This is a genomic window from Pseudomonas sp. FW305-25, assembly GCF_017351415.1.
GTDB lineage: Bacteria > Pseudomonadota > Gammaproteobacteria > Pseudomonadales > Pseudomonadaceae > Aquipseudomonas > Aquipseudomonas chlororaphis.
In genome coordinates this window covers 1-16,431 of sequence record NZ_JACNDE010000048.1, presented here as the reverse complement: position 1 = coordinate 16,431, position 16,431 = coordinate 1, and the positions used below count along the sequence as shown (strand labels likewise).

Here is a 16,431-nt window from a genome sequence, read left to right as displayed (position 1 = left end):
GCGAAGCACTGGACGAATGGCCATGGCGCCTGCCGTACGGCTCTCCGGTGGAACGTCCGGGCCTGGCGGGCGTCTTCAGCTTGAGGGCCCGCTGTTTCGAGCTGGCGAGTGTTCCTGCCTTGTACGTCCGCGCTCATGAGGATCTGTCCATGCCTGTCGTCCCGAGCCCGTTCATGATCGCCGCGCCGCTGGCCGGGCCTGCCAACACTCAAGGCAGCCTCGCTGCGCGCGACCCGAGGCCGGCATGACCTTCATTGCCTGGGTCGCGGTCCTGGGCGCGGTGCTGCTGATCCTCGCGCTGACCTCCTCCTACCTGCGCTGGATGCCCGTGACCACCTCGGTGGTCTGCCTGGCGCTGGGGATCGCCATCGGCCCCGCCGGCCTGGGCCTGCTGCAACTGGACATCCACCAGGCCGCGGGCTGGATGGAACACCTGACCGAAGTGGCGGTGCTGTTCTCGCTGTTCGTCAGCGGCCTCAAGCTCAGGTTGCCGCTCAACAGCCGCAGCTGGCGCATCGCGTTCGGCCTGGCCGGGCCGGTGATGCTGCTGTCGATCGCCGGGGTCGGCCTGCTGCTGCACTACGGTTTGCACATGCCCTGGGGACCGGCGCTGCTGATCGGCGCGATCCTCGCCCCGACCGACCCGGTGCTGGCGACCCTGGTCCAGGTCAGCGACGCCCAGGACTACGACCGGGTGCGCTTCGGCCTGTCCGGCGAGGCCGGGCTGAACGACGGCGTAGCGTTTCCCTTCGTGATCCTCGGCCTGCTGCTGACCCGCCAGGGCGACGACCCCGGCGCCTGGCTCGGCGACTGGGCCTTGTTCAGCCTGCTCTGGGCGGTACCCGCGGGGCTGCTCAGCGGCTACTGGATGGGCCGCGGCCTCGGCCACCTGACCCTGCACCTGCGCATCAAGCACGCCGACAGCACGGTCTCGCCGAACGACTACCTGACCTTCGCCCTGATCGCCCTGGCCTATGTGGTGGCGGAATTGATCCACGGCTACGGTTTTCTCGCGGTGTTCGCCGCCGCCCTGGGGTTGCGCCAGGCTGAGGTGCACTCCAGCGACCATGCCCGGGCGCCGGCCGAACACCTGGTGCAACCGGTGGTCGGCCACCAGCATGTCGATCCGACGCAGGCGGTGCATGGCGACGTCGAGGCCCTGCAGGAGAGCCAGGTCGCGGCGGGCATCATGCTCGGCGACATGCTGGCCTTCGGCGGCCTGGTGGAACGGGCCATGGAAGTGTTCCTCGTGACCCTGCTCGGCGTGGTGCTGGTCGCCCATTGGGAGTGGCATGCGCTGACCGTCGGCGCCCTGCTGTTCCTGCTGATCCGCCCGCTCAGCGTCTTGCTGATCCCCTGGGGCCGCCTGCTCGACGGCCGCCAGCGCCTGCTGCTCGGCTGGTTCGGTATCCGCGGCATCGGTAGCCTCTATTACCTGTTCTATGCCCTCAACCACGGCCTCGACCCGGCGCTGGCCGATGCCAGCGCCAACCTCACCCTGTCGGTGGTGGCCTTGAGCATCCTGGCCCACGGCCTGAGCACCCAACCGATGCTCGCCCGCTACGAACGCAATAAGAAACGCCGGCGCCATCCCGACCGGGCACCGGGATAAGCCAGCAGAATGCAGGGCGCCTGGAGATTGTCGGCGCCCGGCGAGCTCAACCGGTCAGCGGCACGTCCTGAGGCTGGACGGCGTTTGTCTCACCGCTTGCGCCAGCGCCTCGATCAACTGCAACTGGGTATAGGGCTTGGGCACCCGCGGCAAGGCCGCGGCCAGCCCATCCAGGCGCTGGGCGTAACCGCTGGCGAGAATGATCGGCAGGTCCGGGCGCAGCTCGCGCACCGCGCTCGCCAGTTGTCCGCCGTCCATCATCGGCATCGCCAGGTCGGTGATCATCAGATCGATCGCCGGGTATTCGGCGAAACGTTGCAGCGCCTGGGCGCCGGACATCGCGCAGAGCACCTGGTGTCCGAGGTCTTCGAGCAGCAGCGTGGTACTGGTCAGCACCAGGCTGTCGTCGTCGACCACCAGCACGCACAAAGGCTGCTGCTGCGAGTCCGGAGCCGGCAAGCGAGGCGGGACGACGGGAGTCGCCTGGCTCGCCAGGGGCAACCACAACTCGGCGGTGGTGCCCTGCCCCTTGAGGCTCTTGAGGATCAGCCGCCCCCCCAATTGCTCCGCCAGGCCATGCACCATCGACAAGCCAAGACCCGTGCCCTTGCCCACGCCCTTGGTGGTGAAAAACGGATCGGCGGCCAGGGCTAGGGTCTGCTCGTCCATGCCTTCGCCGCTGTCGATCACGCACAGGCGCACATAACGCTCATGGGGCAGGTTGACGCCGGCGGCCTGGCCGCTGTCGCACAGATCGGCCTTGAACACGAGGGTGCCGCCGCCCGGCATCGCATCGCGGGCATTGGTCGCCAGGTTGAGCACTGCCAACTCCAGCTGGTTGACGTCGGCGAGCACCGTCGGCAGGGATTCGGGCAGCTCGGTGAGAATGGTCACCTGGGGCCCCAGCGAGCTGCCGAGCAAGCCACTGAGGTTGGTCATCAGCTGCGTCAGGGCCACGGGCTCGGTCTTGAGTTCCTGGCGCCGGGCAAAGGCCAGCATGCGCTGGGTCAGCGACACCCCACGCTCGGCGCCGACCACCGCATTGTCCAGCAGGCGCGAGAGTTTCGGGTCGTCGCCGATGCGTTTGCGCGCCAGCTCCAGGTTGCCCAGGATCACCGTCAGCAGGTTGTTGAAGTCATGGGCGATGCCGCCGCTGAGCTGACCGATGGCTTGCAGTTTCTGTGCCTGGAACAGCGCCTCGCGGGCACTTTCCAGGGCCTTCTGGGCCTCGACTGTTTCGCTGATATCGCGGGTGACCTTGGCGAACCCCAACAGCTCACCGGCATCGCCACGAATCGGATCGATGATCACATGGGCGAGGAACTGCGTACCGTCCTTGCGTACCCGCCAGCCCTGCTTCTCGAAACGGCCTTCGCGGGTGGCGACTTCCAGGGCCCGTTGGGGCACGCCGTCGAGGCGATCCTGCTCGGTGTAGAAGCGCGAGAAATGCTCGCCGATGATTTCCTGCGGCAGGTAGCCCTTGATCCGCTGCGCTCCGAGGTTCCAGCTACTGACCCGACCGTCGGGGTCGAGCATATAGATGGCGTAGTCGGTGACGCTCTGCACCAGCAGGCGAAACTGCTGCTCGCTCTGCTTGAGGGTTTCTTCGGCGATCTTGCGCTCGGTCAGGTCGCGGGTGATCTTGGCGAAACCCAGCAGCTGCCCGCTGGAATCGCGGATCGGGTCGATCACCACATGGCACCAGAAGCGCGTACCGTCCTTGCGCACCCGCCAGCCCTCGCCCTCGAAACGCCCCTCGGTGAGCGCGGTATGCAACGCGCGTTCCGGCAAGCCGGCCTGGCGGTCTTCGGGGGTGTAGAAACAGGAAAAGTGCGCACCGAGGATTTCCGCTTCCTGGTAACCCTTGAACCGCCTGGCGCCGGCATTCCAACTGGTGACGATGCCCTGGGGATCGAGCATGTAGATCGCGTAGTCGACCACCGCTTCGACCAGCAAGCGAAAACGGTCCTCGTCCAGAACTCTGCGCGGCTGATCAGCCATATCGGTCTCCGCCAGGCTATTTTTATGCATTCTTGCGCATGGGCCAGTAGGGTCGGTTGTCTGGCCATCGGCACGCGGCCAACGCAAGTGCGGCCAGCCAGCCGGCAAATGCCGCGCATCGTTCAGTCAGACCGCTAGGCCCCCGGTCCTCCAATTGAACATACAACTCGATCCCGCAGGCCCTATAAACCGACTTCATGTTGGACAACTGCCCGCTGGCAATCGATCCCCCGCCACTCGTCGTCCCGCAAGAAACTTTTTCAAACTTTCGTTTGCGGTTGTGTTTCCCAATCTTGCGAGGTGTCAAATCGCTCACTATCGAGGATTGAAAAAATGGCTACCAGCGGAAAAAACCCACTCATGGGCAACAAGGACACTCAAAAACCCTCCCCGGCCGGCAAGAAATCCGGCGGCCAGGGCTCGGGGGGCAACATCCCCGCCGATCGGCAAAAAGCCCCTGACGCAGGCAAGAAAGGCGGCACCCAAGGCTCCGGCGGCGGTACCCGCAAAGCCTGATCCACAACGCCGGAGTGTCGTCCCTGACGCACTCCGGCTTTTTTTGCCCGGACCGCCCATGCCACCGGCCTGCCCGCGCCGGTTGTCGTCGAGCGCGACCGGCTATGCTTGCACCACGGTGAAACCACGTTAGACAGCCTTCGATGAAAAGCGACGCATGAAAATAGGCCTGATCTCCGACACCCACGGTTTGCTCCGTCCCGGCGCGCTGGCGGCGCTGCAGGGCTGCGCGCATATCCTGCATGCCGGCGATATCGGCGACCCGCAGATGCTCGCCACCCTCGGACACCTGGCGCCGGTGACCGCGGTATTCGGCAATGTCGATCAGCCCCATGACTGGGCCCGGGCACTACCCCATCACGTCACCGTGCAGCTCGATGGCGTCGACCTGCTGCTCTGCCATGTCCTGGCCGAGGTGCCGAAGCCCCTGCCGCCGGGCGTGCGGGTGGTGGTCACCGGCCACTCCCACCGGCCACTGCAGTTCTGGCAGGACGATGTGCTCTACATCAACCCGGGCAGCGCCGGGCCAAGGCGCTTCAAGTTGCCGGTCAGCCTGGCCTGCCTGACCATCGAGGCCGGCCAGGTCGAAGGCCGGTTGATCGAACTGGCGGTCTAGCGGCCTGGCTGTCTAGCGGCTTGGCCCAGGCCCGGGCATGACCGGCTATCGGAGCGCGCCCTTCGGCCGGGCTTTGCAGGGTCCACACTTAATCCAGCGATTGGCGGCGTTCATGACGAAAGCCGCGCGAAGCCACTTGGCCGGGCCGCGTTGCGCCCTCGAGCAGAAGATTCCGTACCCGGCCCCGCGCCCCCGAGAAGGTGGCGCGCAAGGATGGCCGAGGGCGCGCAATGCGCAGGAGAAAAGCGATGACCTTTTATGTCGTGGCCCGCCTCGACCAGTTGCCCGAAGACCGCGGCACCCGGGTCCAGGTCGGCGCCGAAGCCGTGCTGCTGGTTCGCACCGGCGATCAGGTCCAGGCCTACCAGGCCGATTGCCCCCACGCCGGGGCGCCACTGGAACAGGGCGCGGTGTATCAGGGGCGACTGATCTGCCCCTGGCACAAGGGCGCCTTTGCCTGTGACAGCGGGCTGGTCTGCGAGCCGCCTCCGCTGGCGAGCCTCAAGCGCTACAAAGTCGACATCCGCCATGACAACCGGGTCTGGGTTGCCGACCAGCCCATGGCCGAACCCGCCCCGCCACGGCAGGCCGACTCGCGCCGGTTGCTGGTGATCGGCGCCGGCGCCGCCGGGGCAGCCGCGGTAGCGACCCTGCGGGCCAAGGGTTACGCCCGGAACCTGACCTGGATCGACAAGCAAGCGCGGCCCGCCTATGACCGCACCGCCTTGAGCAAATACGTGCTGGCCGGCGAAATGCCGCCGGCGGAGGTTCCGCCCCTGCTCGAGCCGGAGTTTTATCGCAAGGCCGATCTACAGGTGCTGCAGACCGAGGTCCTGCGCCTCGACCCGGGACGGCGGCAGATCCTGTTGGCCAACGGCCAGCGCCTGGACTACGACGCCGCGCTCCTGGCCACCGGCGCCGAGCCGCGCCTGCCGGCCATCGAAGGCGCCGACCTGCCGGGGGTGTTCATGCTGCGCTCGCGGGAGGATGCCGCGCGCCTACTGGAACAGGCCCTCCCCGGTAAACGCGTGGCGATCGTCGGCGACAGCTTTATCGGCCTGGAAGCCGCCTCGGCCCTGCGCAAACGCGGGCTGATGGTGCACCTGATCGGTCGCCATCCGGTACCGCTGCAACACCAGTTGGGCGAACGCATCGGCAGCGCCATACGAGCCCTGCACGAACGACACGGGGTGATCTACCACGCCGGTTGCGAAGCCCGGGCCCTGGTCGGCGAGGGCCAGGTGCAACAGGTGGTCCTCGACAACGACCAGCGCATCGCCGTCGACCTGGTGCTGTTCGGCATCGGCGTCAGCCCTGCCACGGCCTTCGTCGAAGGCCTCGACCGGGCCGAGGACGGTTCGCTCAAGGCCGATGCCGGCCTGGCCGTGGCCGATGGTCTGTGGGCGGCCGGCGATCTCGTGAGTTACCCCTGCGACGGCCGCACGCAGCGTATCGAACACTGGCGCGTGGCCCAGCAACAGGGCCGGCTCGCCGCCTGCAATATGCTCGGCGAACAGCTGAGTTTCAGCGTGGTGCCGTTCTTCTGGACCTATTTCTACGACCAGACCTTCGAGGTGCTCGGCCATGCCCGCCGGTGGAACCAGATCGTCTTCGAGGGCGAGCCGGAGCAGTACCGCTTTATCGCCCTGCTGTGCTTCAACGAACAGGTGGAGTCGGTGGTCGCCTGCGAATACCCGCGGGCCATGGCCCTGTTGTCGCAGCGCATGCAGCGGCCGCTGTCGCGCAGCGAGGCCCTGGAGCTGATCCATGGCACGCCGGAATAACCTTGACCCGCGCCCATCCGCGCGCTGCCGACAACCACTCGGCAGCGCCATGGAACCCCGGGTAAAAGGCGATTCTCCAAATTCAGGCAGGGTCTCGATAGCTCGGCCAGCGGCCGAGGCACCCGGTGCAAGGTGACTACCCATGGGCTCAGGTGTCTTGCCGTGGCCGGCCCTATGCAGGATTAAGGAGGACGATGCATCCATGAGCAGGACAGAACGAATCAACCGGGAGCTGGCGAACAACGCCCGGCTGTTTGCCGAAGCCGACCGCCTGGATGTCCAGGCCTATGAGCTGCTTAACACCGACCATGTCGACGACGACCGCCTGGCCCTGTTCAGCAGCGCCAAGCAGCGGGCCAACGAAAAGTACCTGGAAGCGCGCAACGACTGGCTGCGCATCAAGCAGTTGATGGACGGCACCGACTGAAGCCCCCCGCGCCGGCGGGAAGATCCGGGATGCTGGGTTTGCGGTCGCTGCGTCGGAATGCCGCCCAAACCGGGCGCAGCCTCGCAGGCTCGGCAGCGGCTACAGGAACCACGTTACCTGTGTAGCCGCTGCCGCAGGCTGCGCACGACCGCGCAGCGGGCGCTGGACCGGACACCGCGTTTTTCCAGGCAGACCACGGACTCAGGCTTTGCGGCAACTGCGTTGCCGTACGCAGCCTCGCGGGCTCGGCAGCGGCTACATCGCCCCCTGTCGTCAGGTCGCTAGAGGGCGTTTACGCAGTTGTTCCAACAGAGCCTGGAGTGGATGCTGCAGGCCCTGCCCCTCCTGGCGCTTGACCTGGCTGCGGCAGGAATAACCGTCGGCCAGCAGCCGGCCGCTTTGGCCGTGGCGGGCCACCAGCGGCTGCCAGGACTGCTGGTAGATCACCTGCGAAGTCGCCAGGTTGCGGGCCTCGTGGCCGTAGGTACCGGACATGCCGCAGCAACCGCTGGCCAGCACTTGCAGCTTCAGGCCCATGCGCGCGAACACCTGTTGCCACAGGCCGATGCTGCCCGGCTCGTTGGTCTTCTCGGTGCAGTGCGCAAGGAACTGATAGGGCTCGGCCTCGGCGGTCGGGTTCGCTTCGGCCGATGCCTCACTAGGTACTGCAGGCAGCACCCGGGCCAGCCATTCCTGCGGCAGCAGCACTTCGGGCGCCTGAGCCGCACCCAGGGTCTTGCGGTATTCCTGGCGGTAGACCAGGGTCATCGCCGGATCGAGGCCGACCAGGGGCACCCCGCTGGCCTGCAGCTTCAGCAGCGACTGCGCGTTGTAGCGCGCGGCCCGGGCAAAGGCGCCGAGGAAGCCCTGGACCTGCAAGGGCTTGCCGTTTGGCGCGAACGGCGCGAGGTAGATCTGGAAGCCCAGGCGCTCGATCAGCTCCAGCCACTCGGCCGCCAGCGGCGTCTCGAAGAACCGGGTAAAGGCGTCCTGCACCAGAATCACGCTGCGTTCGCGCTGTTCGGCAGACAACGCCGCCAGTTGCGCGGCGTTGGCCATGCGCACGTTGCGCCGGCGGCACACCGCCTGGAAATCCAGGGTGCTGAGCAACGGGCTGTCGACCATCCCCGCCAGGTGCTGGAGCGCCCGGCTCACCGGCGCCGCGCCGATCAGCGCGTTGTACAGCCGCGGCAAGCGCGCCAGATAGGGAACGCTGAACTCCAGGGAGCCGATCAGGTAATCCTTCAGCGGGCGCAGGTAACGGCCGTGGTACAGCTCGAGGAAGCGCGAGCGGAACTCCGGCACATTGACCTTGACCGGGCACTGCCCCGCGCAGGACTTGCACGCCAGGCAACCGGCCATGGCGTCGTACACCTCATGGGAGAAGTCCTCGCGCCCGGCCAGCCGCGCCGCGCTGTTGTAGACGCGCCGGGCCAGGTTGGAAAGCCGCGCGCCACCGCCGTTCAGCACATCCACCCCCTGCTCGCCCTGCAGGCGCAGCCACTCGCGGATCAGCGAGGCGCGGCCCTTGGGCGAATGAATGCGGTTGCGGGTGGCCTTCCACGACGGGCACATGGCGTCGTCCGGGTCGAAGTTGTAACAGGCGCCGTTGCCGTTGCAATGCAGGGCGCTGTCATAGCTCTGCCAGACGCGCTCGTCGATGGTGCGGTCGAGTTCGCCGCGCAGCACCACTTCGTCGACCTGGGTCAGGCGCGCTTCCGGCACCGAGGCCGGGGTGGCGATCTTGCCGGGGTTGAGCTGGTTGAACGGGTCGAACGCGGCCTTCAGGGCCTGCAGCGACGGATAGAGTTCACCGAAATAGTCCGGCACGTACTGCGAGCGCAGGCCCTTGCCGTGCTCGCCCCACAACAGGCCGCCGTGCTTGTGGGTCAACGCCGCCACCGCATCGGAGATCGGCCGGATCAACGCCGCCTGCTTGGGGTCCTTCATGTCGAGGATCGGCCGCACGTGCAGCACGCCGGCATCGACATGGCCGAACATGCCGTATTGCAGGCCGTAGCCATCGAGCAGCGCACGGAATTCGAGGATGTAGTCCGCCAGGTTCTCCGGCGGCACCGCGGTGTCTTCGACAAAGGGCTGCGGCCGCGCCTCGCCCTGGACGTTACCCAGCAGGCCCACCGCGCGCTTGCGCATGGCGTACACCTGGTTCACCGCCTGGGCGCCGATGGCCAGGGTATGGCCCAGGCGCACCACCGAGTTGTCCTGTTGCAGGTGGCGGACGAAGGCGTCGACCCGCTGCTCCAGCTCTTCCTGGTCGTCGCCGCTGAACTCGATCAGGTTGATGCCCAGGGTCGGGGTGTCGGCCTGCTCGGGGAAATACCGCGCCACGCCATGCCAGACGATGTCCTGCATGGCCAGCATCAGCACCTTGGAATCCACCGTCTCGATCGACAGCGGCTTCAGCGCCATCAGCGCCTTGGCATCGCGCAGCGCATCCATGAAGCCGGCGTAGCGCACGTTGACCAGGATCGAGTGCCGGGGAATCGGCAGCACATTCAGCCGCGCCTCGACGATAAAGCCCAGGGAGCCCTCGGAACCGCAGAGCACGCTGTTGAGGTTGAATTGCTCCGGACTCTCGCGCAGGTGCGCCAGGTCATAACCGGTCAGGCAGCGATTGAGCTTGGGAAAGATCGCCTCGATCAGCTCGGCCTGGTGGTCGGCGATGTCCTGAGCACAGCGGTAGACCTCACCGATGCGCCCGGGCTGCGCGGCCTCCTCGGTCAACTGGCGGTTGTCGATCGGCGCGCTGTCCAGGCGGCTGCCGCCCAGCAGCACGGTACTCAGCGCCAGTACGTGGTCGCGGGTCTTGCCATAGGTGCAGCTGCCCTGGCCGCTGGCGTCGGTGTTGATCATGCCGCCGACGGTGGCGCGATTGGAGGTCGACAGCTCCGGGGCGAAGAACAGGCCGTGGGGCTTGAGGGCGGCGTTGAGCTGGTCCTTGACCACCCCGCTCTGCACCCGCACCCAGCGTTCCTCGACGTTGATCTCGAGGATCTGGTTCATGTGCCGCGACAGGTCGACCACGATGCCGTCGGTCAGCGACTGGCCGTTGGTGCCGGTGCCGCCGCCACGAGGAGTGAGCACCACCGCGCGGTGTTCCGGGCTCGCCGCCAGCCGCGCCAGGCGTTCCACGTCCGCGACATCCCGGGGGAAAACTGCGGCCTGCGGCAGCCGCTGGTAGATCGAGTTATCGGTGGCCAGCACCGTGCGCAGGCCCAGGTCACGGGCGATCTCGCCACGAAAACCGTCGGCGGCCAGGGCGTCGAGGAAGCTTTGGTAGTGGGCCAGCGGGTCACGTTCGGGGGCAAGCAGAGCAATCATCAAAAAGGTTTCCAGGCAGAGAAAAGGCGCAGCGGTGCATGCAAAACACGTATGCTTGCACGCAGCCCGAGGGGCGGCGGCCAGCCGAAAAAGCCTATTTTCCTAAAGCCTTGCACCGTGGGCAAATGTATTTCATGTGCTTTTTCCATGAGTTTTATGAATGAACCCCAGACGTCTCACTCCGTCGATGTCGGTGCTGGTGGCCTTCGAGGCCGCGGCGCGGCATGGCAGCTTCACCAAGGCCGCCGAAGAACTGGCGCTGACCCAGAGCGCCGTCAGCCGCCAAGTCCAGGCCCTGGAGTCGCTGCTGGAAGTGCCGCTGTTCAGCCGTGACGGCCGGCATATCGAGCTGACCGCCGCCGGCGCCCTGTATCACCACGAACTGGCGGCGGCCCTGGCGCGGATCCGCAACGCCACCTTGCAGACCATCGCCCACAAGGCCGGCGGCGGCCCGCTGCACCTCGCGGTGCTGCCGACCTTCGGCTCGAAATGGCTGCTGCCGCGCATGCATGACTTTTACGCCAGCCACCCGGGCACCCTGGTGCATATCCATTCGCGGATCGTCACCAGCGATCTGTCGAAGGACACCGCCGACATGCACGCGATCATCTGCGCTGGCACCGGCCACTGGCCCGGCTACGAGGCCCATCGGCTGCTCTCGGAAAAGCTCACGGTGGTGGCCAGCCCCAAGGCCCTGCCCGAGCACGCTTCGATGTCCGTCGCCGAGGTGACCGGGCAGTTGCTGCTGAACGTGGTGTCGCGTCCCGATGCCTGGCCCGAATGGTTCGAGCAGAACGGCCTGCATCCGCGGGCGATGCGCATGGGCCCAGGGTTCGAGTTGACCGCGCATCTGATCCAGGCGGTGGTCGCCGGCATCGGCATCGGCCTGGTGCCGCGCATCCTGGTGCAGGACGAGATCCACAGCGGCGAGCTGGTGGCGCTGTTCGAGCCGGTGGACAGCGGCCGCGGCTATTACCTGGCCTACCCGAGCCGCTATCAGCACCTGCCGTCGTTGCAGGCGTTCAGCCGCTGGCTGCTGTCGATCCCCTTTCCCGACAGCTGACAGTCCCTTCGCTCAGTCGTACTCGGCCTCCTCATGCTCACCCAGCAACCGCCGCTGGCGCGCCGAGGCCGCCGCCAGCACCTCGGGGTTGAAACGCCAGTGCAGGTACGGCGAAAACTTCTGCGCCACCATGCGCCGGCCATAGTGCACCTGCAGCAGGTAGCGGATGCGTTCGGCGCTGCTGTTCTCGCTGCCGGCATGCCACAGCTCGCTGCGAAACATCAGCGCGTCGCCGGCCTGGCACAGCACGGCCTGGGCAGTTTGGCCATGCCAATGTTCCTCGCCGGCCCGTGGCGGCCGCCCGGCTCGATGACTGCCCGGCACCACGCGGGTCGGGCACAGGTCCTGGTCGATATCGTCCAGGTACAGGTGGCAGCTGCAGATCTGCATCGGCAGCTCGAAGGCCGGATCGCTGAGCAGGCTGCGGGGCAGCTGCAGCGCCAGGTAATCCAGGTGCAGGCCCATCCCCTGGAAACCCGGATGACAGCGCCAGGCGGTCTGGCCGATGACATGGCAATCGTCGCCCAGCGCCGCTTCGGCCAGCTCGATCACCCCCGGCAGGTCGAGAAACGCCAGCCACAGCGGGTCGCGGTTGAACACGCATTTGTAGTGTTCGAGCAAGCCGCTGTAGTCCCAGTGCTGGGGCTTGAGGCCGTCGATAGCGCGGCGCAGCAGCTGGATCTGCAACCCGTCGAGCACTCCGGGCAGCAGCACGAAACCCTCACTGTGCAAGGCCCGTAGACGCTCGGCGGTCAGCGCTGGCGGGGGCTGGACGTGGGCCATGGCGGCTAGTCGATGGGGCCGATATTGATCAGCCGGTCGCTGCCCAGCCCCGGCACCCTGGCCAGCACCCCGACCGGCGTGGCGGCGGAAAACTCGATGACATAGCCCATGCCACTGCCGTCCTCTTCCATGGCCACCACCCAGCGCGCCACTTCGTCGGGGTTCAGGCTCAGCGCCCGCGCCACCCGGCGCTGACGGCGTTCCTCGAGCGTTTCGTCCAGGGAGTCGTCGTTCATCTGGCTCAACCTCCGGCGGATAGCAGCCCCTCCGGGCCTGGTGCGGCCCTTACAACGGCTGTGAAAATCATTGTGGGCAAAAGTTGAATCCCGCTCCGTGCGCCGTGACGAACGGCAGCTTTTAGCGCCAGAAACGGATCGCCGGTTTTATCGCCGGCCCACAAGCGAGTTTTCTTTCGAGCGTTTCAGAAAGGGCCTAGAGCGCCGCGCCAGGATGGCCCCCTAGCATGCGTGGCTTATCCAGAAGCCGGGGCCGCTCATGCATCTACTGATTTGCGCTTACTGACATGCGCTTGTTGAAAGCCTCCGACCGGCAGGCATGGAATGCGCACGATCCGTATTTCGCCGAAACCCAGGTGCGCATGGCCCTGCAACGCAACAGGTCAAGCCTTGAAGGGTTGGACGAGCTGTTGCGCGAGCACTACACGATCAACAGCGATCGGGAGATTCTGGCCGCCGTCAGAAACGGCGACTGGGTGCTGGTCACCGACAGTTCCGCAGCCACAGCCAGCGGCAGCCTGCTCTGCCCCGTGCCCGAACCGCAGCCGGTCTACCTTCGGCAAGACCCGTGGCCCGATCCCGCTCCTCGCACCGACCTGGTCTTCGCCAAGTCCATCAGCAGCGCGCCCTGGGGCACCACCCGGGCCGGCAGCGCCAGCGAGCCCGCGGGCAATTTCGGCAAGACCATGCTGATGGCATCCTCGGCCACCGAGGTCGGGCTCGGCAGGGTCGCCGGCGAACGGCTCCTCAGGAGCTTCGCCTGGTCAGTGCAGATGGCCGGCACCGCGGCCAGAACCCTCGGCGGCCCGGCGGGACAGGTGCTGCTCCTGGCCATGACCCCGACCCGGCTTGGCGACGATTCCTTCTACAGCGAAGAACAACTGCGCGAGCTGCGCGCCGCCACCACCCGGGTGCGCTTCCAGTTCCGCCGCGACCGCCAGGGTGTGCTGCAAATCCATGGCATCCACACCAGCGCCCAGTCGGGCCAGGACAGCGTCCCGGTGATCAAGGCCCACTGGAACGCCGACAAAAACGCCATGCAGGCCCACCTCGGCACACTCACCATCACCTGGACACCGCACAACGGCCCGGTGGTCACCGCCCCGACGCCCTACCCGGGGGTGACCGACGAACTGGCCAACCTCATGGTCCACCCCATCGCCGAAGGCGGCGACAGCCAACTCCAGGGCGCGCCCATCGACGAGCTCAAGGTCGAAGACTGCATCATCACCTTCCCGATCGGCAGCGGCCTGCGCTCGTTGTACCTGGTCTTCGCCAAGCCCCTGGTCAACCCATTGGAAGTCGGCCCGGCGAATGATCTTTCCAGTAGAAGCGCCAAGGATGGGTTGGATATTGATCACATACCGTCGCAAGGTGCTTTGAGAGAATATGTAGTTAGACTCAACCCGAAGATAGACCGGCAAAATTTACAAAAAATACTGCGGAATGCACCCGCTATGGCGATCCCGCGCAATGTGCATCAAAAATATAGTGAAACGTATGGGGGTAGAAACACCAAGGCCAAACAGATTGAGGATGCCGCCGATCTACGCGCAGCAGTAGACAACAACCTCGACGCGATCAAGCCATTCCTTCAAGACATGGGTTTCACTGAAGATCAGATCGAAAGTGCACGCACCGACCTGCATAACCTTCATCAAGAACAAGGCTGGTATTGATATGAACGCAGCAATGATCGATGACCTGATTAAAAGTATGGGGAGTACTTATTCCGAATTGATAGCGTCTGGAATGTACCTTCCTGGTGGGCCACCTAAAGGAATGTTCGCAGGTGATGAGACCAGCTCCATGTCTCCTGCATCCGGAATAGATTTAGGATTCTCGGCCAATCAACACTTTGAATCTCTCCAAATCTACTTGCACAAAACCTCGGACGAGGACCCGGTTTATGAGAGTGGCTTACCCTACAAACTCCGACACCGAATGAGCCAGAACTGGGTCAGGTCCCATTACGGCAAGCCTTTGGAATCAAAAGCACCTTTTAAAATGCCGGTACTTGGCATGATTGGCGGTTGGGACACTTATCACCTTCCCGGTACTGCTAAAAATATTGAAACTGTGTTCCAGTACGACATTGAAATGAATGTTGAGGGGGTCATGTTCAAGTTAATCACTGAGCCCAATACTTAGGTGAGTATTGAGATGACTACTGTAATTATCAATGGCTTGGTCAAAAGCCTTGGCCGTACCTATCCTGAAATGACTGCCTCCGGAATGTATTTCCCGGGTGGGCCACCAAAAGGCATCTTCGAGGACAGCGATACCATAGCCATATCACCGGAGGCAGGTATCGAACTTGAGTTTTGGGCCAGTACCCAACGCTTTGAAGCCTTATATATTTCCTTGCTAAAGCGCTTCCCAGAACAGTCAACCTATAAAGGAAAACTGCCCTACCACCTCGAAATCAAGATGAACCAGCAATGGGTCAGATCCCATCACGGCGAACCTCTGGAGTCAGGAGCCCCCTATAGAATCCCGGTGCTGGGCATGACTGGCGGCTGGGATACTTATCGTTTTGCAGGTTTCCCCAAACATATCCATGTGCGGTTCAAGTACACCGTCGACATGGAAGTGGAAGGGATCGTGTTCAGGCTCAACGAAAAATCACACACGGGCATATGAACGCAGTAATGATCGATGACTTGGTTAAAAGTCTCGGCCGTACCTATCCCGAAATGATTGCCTCCGGAATGTATCTTCCAGGTGGACCGCCTAAAGGTATTTTCGAGGACAGTGACACCTTGGCAATGTCACCTGAGCCTGGAATCGAATTAGGTTTTTGGGCTAAGAGTCAGCGCTTTGAAATGCTGTTCATCAGCTTGCTGGAAAGCTTCCAAGGGAAGTCCCTCTACAAGGGAAGCCTACCCTACCAACTTAAAAGTCAAATGAATCAGGGGTGGATAAGGTCTCGCTTTGGAGAGCCACTGGAGTCAAAAGCACCTTTCAAAATGCCCATACGGGGCATGACGGGAGGGTGGGACATTTATCGCTTTCCGAGCATTCCCAAAGGAACACAGGTGGTTTTTAAATACAGCGCCAGAATGGAAGTTGAAACGATAGTGTTCGAGCTGAACGAAAGATCACACGCTTAAATGATCGATGACTTGGTTAAATGCCTTGGCCGCACCTACCCCGAAATGATTGCCTCAGGAATGTATCTCCCAGGAGGACCACCAAAGGGCATCTTTGATGACAGCGACAGGGTGACAGTGTCGCCGGAGCCAGGGGTCGAATTGGGTTTTTGGGCCAGCACTCAACGTTTTGAAAACCTGTTCATTACCTTTCTTGAGGTTTTTGAAGGAGAACCCATATACCGAGGGAGCCTTCCCTACCAGCTCAAAACCAAGATGAATCAGGCGTGGGTTAAATCTCAATATGGCGAGCCGCTGGAGTCAGGAGCGCCTTATAGAGTTCCTATCTCCGGCATGACAGGCGGCTGGGATAGCTATCGTTTTCCAGGCATGTCCAAGAGCGTCCATGTGTTGTTCAAGTACACCGTTGAAATGGAAGTGGAAGGTATCGTCTTCAGGCTGAACGAAAGATCACAGGCTTAGTTCTGCTGGGACAATGCTGGTCTTTGGTATGAACGCCGTATCCCCTCCGGGAAGGTTTTTCAGCTGAACAGGATGCGAAATTACAAGCCAAGAGGAAGATGGCATGACAGTAGATAAAGCCTGTCCGGTAGTGCTACGGAGCAGTGAAACGCTAGAAATCTTGGCGTTTGAGCATCCGCTGGCAGGTCTGCAACTGGTCAAGGGTAGCGTGGAACCCGGAGAGTCAACCGAGATGGCCGCTGCCCGAGAGCTGGTCGAGGAAGCCGGGATTCAAGGCAAGGTGGTACGAGATTTGGGGGCGTGGCGCTCGCCTATAACCGGACAGATGTGGGCATTCCATGAGTGCCATGTCGCGCAGGACCTCCCTGATACCTGGGTTCATCATACTGAGGATGATGGAGGGCATGAGTTCAGGTTTTTCTGGCATCCATTAATGAGTGAGCCCTCTGAAGCCTGGCATCAAATGTACAAAGATG

General features: G+C 63.9%; 16 protein-coding genes. 12 read left to right on the top strand and 4 right to left on the bottom strand.

The features are described 5' to 3' along the window. Positions 1 to 244: 244 nt before the first annotated feature. Entirely contained in the window at positions 245 to 1,612 is a 1,368-nt protein-coding gene (locus tag J4E58_RS28870) for a sodium:proton antiporter (RefSeq protein ID WP_087090901.1), read from the top strand. A 54-nt stretch (positions 1,613 to 1,666) separates the two neighbouring features. On the opposite strand, the gene J4E58_RS28865 is transcribed toward J4E58_RS28870, so the two are convergent. Next, complete coding sequence (locus J4E58_RS28865; RefSeq protein ID WP_087091168.1) at positions 1,667 to 3,613, bottom strand: PAS domain-containing sensor histidine kinase; 1,947 nt, start codon at positions 3,611 to 3,613, stop codon at positions 1,667 to 1,669. Positions 3,614 to 3,946: 333 nt separating this feature from the next. Here J4E58_RS28865 and J4E58_RS28860 point away from each other — a divergent pair, with 333 nt between their 5' ends. The 4 genes from J4E58_RS28860 (at position 3,947) to J4E58_RS28845 (ending at position 6,956) form a co-directional block, all read left to right on the top strand. Continuing rightward, on the top strand, positions 3,947 to 4,129 hold the full coding sequence (locus tag J4E58_RS28860; RefSeq protein ID WP_007925473.1) for a hypothetical protein: 183 nt from the start codon (positions 3,947 to 3,949) through the stop codon (positions 4,127 to 4,129). Between the two features lie 157 nt (positions 4,130 to 4,286). Beyond that, on the top strand, positions 4,287 to 4,745 hold the full coding sequence (locus tag J4E58_RS28855; RefSeq protein WP_087090900.1) for a metallophosphoesterase family protein: 459 nt from the start codon (positions 4,287 to 4,289) through the stop codon (positions 4,743 to 4,745). Positions 4,746 to 4,993: 248 nt separating this feature from the next. Continuing rightward, the gene (locus J4E58_RS28850; RefSeq protein WP_087090899.1) at positions 4,994 to 6,529 is read left to right on the top strand and encodes an FAD-dependent oxidoreductase; all 1,536 of its coding nucleotides are present in this window, start codon (positions 4,994 to 4,996) and stop codon (positions 6,527 to 6,529) included. 202 nt (positions 6,530 to 6,731) lie between these two features. After that, positions 6,732 to 6,956 (top strand): hypothetical protein, encoded by a 225-nt coding sequence (locus J4E58_RS28845; RefSeq protein WP_007925467.1) that lies wholly within the window; start codon positions 6,732 to 6,734, stop codon positions 6,954 to 6,956. A 273-nt stretch (positions 6,957 to 7,229) separates the two neighbouring features. On the opposite strand, the gene J4E58_RS28840 is transcribed toward J4E58_RS28845, so the two are convergent. After that, positions 7,230 to 10,298: an FAD-binding and (Fe-S)-binding domain-containing protein gene (locus J4E58_RS28840; protein ID WP_087090898.1), complete on the bottom strand. Its 3,069-nt coding sequence runs from the start codon at positions 10,296 to 10,298 to the stop codon at positions 7,230 to 7,232. 160 nt (positions 10,299 to 10,458) lie between these two features. On the opposite strand from J4E58_RS28840, the gene J4E58_RS28835 reads away from it, so the two are divergent. After that, on the top strand, positions 10,459 to 11,361 hold the full coding sequence (locus J4E58_RS28835; RefSeq protein ID WP_087090897.1) for a LysR substrate-binding domain-containing protein: 903 nt from the start codon (positions 10,459 to 10,461) through the stop codon (positions 11,359 to 11,361). A 12-nt stretch (positions 11,362 to 11,373) separates the two neighbouring features. On the opposite strand, the gene J4E58_RS28830 is transcribed toward J4E58_RS28835, so the two are convergent. Beyond that, positions 11,374 to 12,144, bottom strand: a complete 771-nt coding sequence (locus tag J4E58_RS28830) for a phytanoyl-CoA dioxygenase family protein (protein WP_087090896.1) — start codon at positions 12,142 to 12,144, stop codon at positions 11,374 to 11,376. Positions 12,145 to 12,149: 5 nt separating this feature from the next. After that, on the bottom strand, positions 12,150 to 12,380 hold the full coding sequence (locus J4E58_RS28825; protein WP_007925461.1) for a hypothetical protein: 231 nt from the start codon (positions 12,378 to 12,380) through the stop codon (positions 12,150 to 12,152). Between the two features lie 287 nt (positions 12,381 to 12,667). Here J4E58_RS28825 and J4E58_RS28820 point away from each other — a divergent pair, with 287 nt between their 5' ends. The 6 genes from J4E58_RS28820 to J4E58_RS28795 form a co-directional block, all read left to right on the top strand. Further along, complete coding sequence (locus tag J4E58_RS28820) at positions 12,668 to 14,059, top strand: S-type pyocin domain-containing protein (protein WP_087090895.1); 1,392 nt, start codon at positions 12,668 to 12,670, stop codon at positions 14,057 to 14,059. Between the two features lies 1 nt (position 14,060). After that, positions 14,061 to 14,531 (top strand): DUF6392 family protein, encoded by a 471-nt coding sequence (locus tag J4E58_RS28815; RefSeq protein WP_087090894.1) that lies wholly within the window; start codon positions 14,061 to 14,063, stop codon positions 14,529 to 14,531. A 12-nt stretch (positions 14,532 to 14,543) separates the two neighbouring features. Next, positions 14,544 to 15,023, top strand: a complete 480-nt coding sequence (locus J4E58_RS28810; protein ID WP_087090893.1) for a DUF6392 family protein — start codon at positions 14,544 to 14,546, stop codon at positions 15,021 to 15,023. A gap of 8 nt (positions 15,024 to 15,031) precedes the next feature. Beyond that, complete coding sequence (locus tag J4E58_RS28805) at positions 15,032 to 15,493, top strand: DUF6392 family protein (RefSeq protein WP_256583242.1); 462 nt, start codon at positions 15,032 to 15,034, stop codon at positions 15,491 to 15,493. Next, entirely contained in the window at positions 15,494 to 15,955 is a 462-nt protein-coding gene (locus J4E58_RS28800) for a DUF6392 family protein (RefSeq protein ID WP_087090891.1), read from the top strand. It abuts the gene before it with no gap. 103 nt (positions 15,956 to 16,058) lie between these two features. Beyond that, on the top strand, positions 16,059 to 16,431 hold a 373-nt coding region (locus J4E58_RS28795; protein WP_207255348.1), incomplete at its 3' end, for an NUDIX domain-containing protein.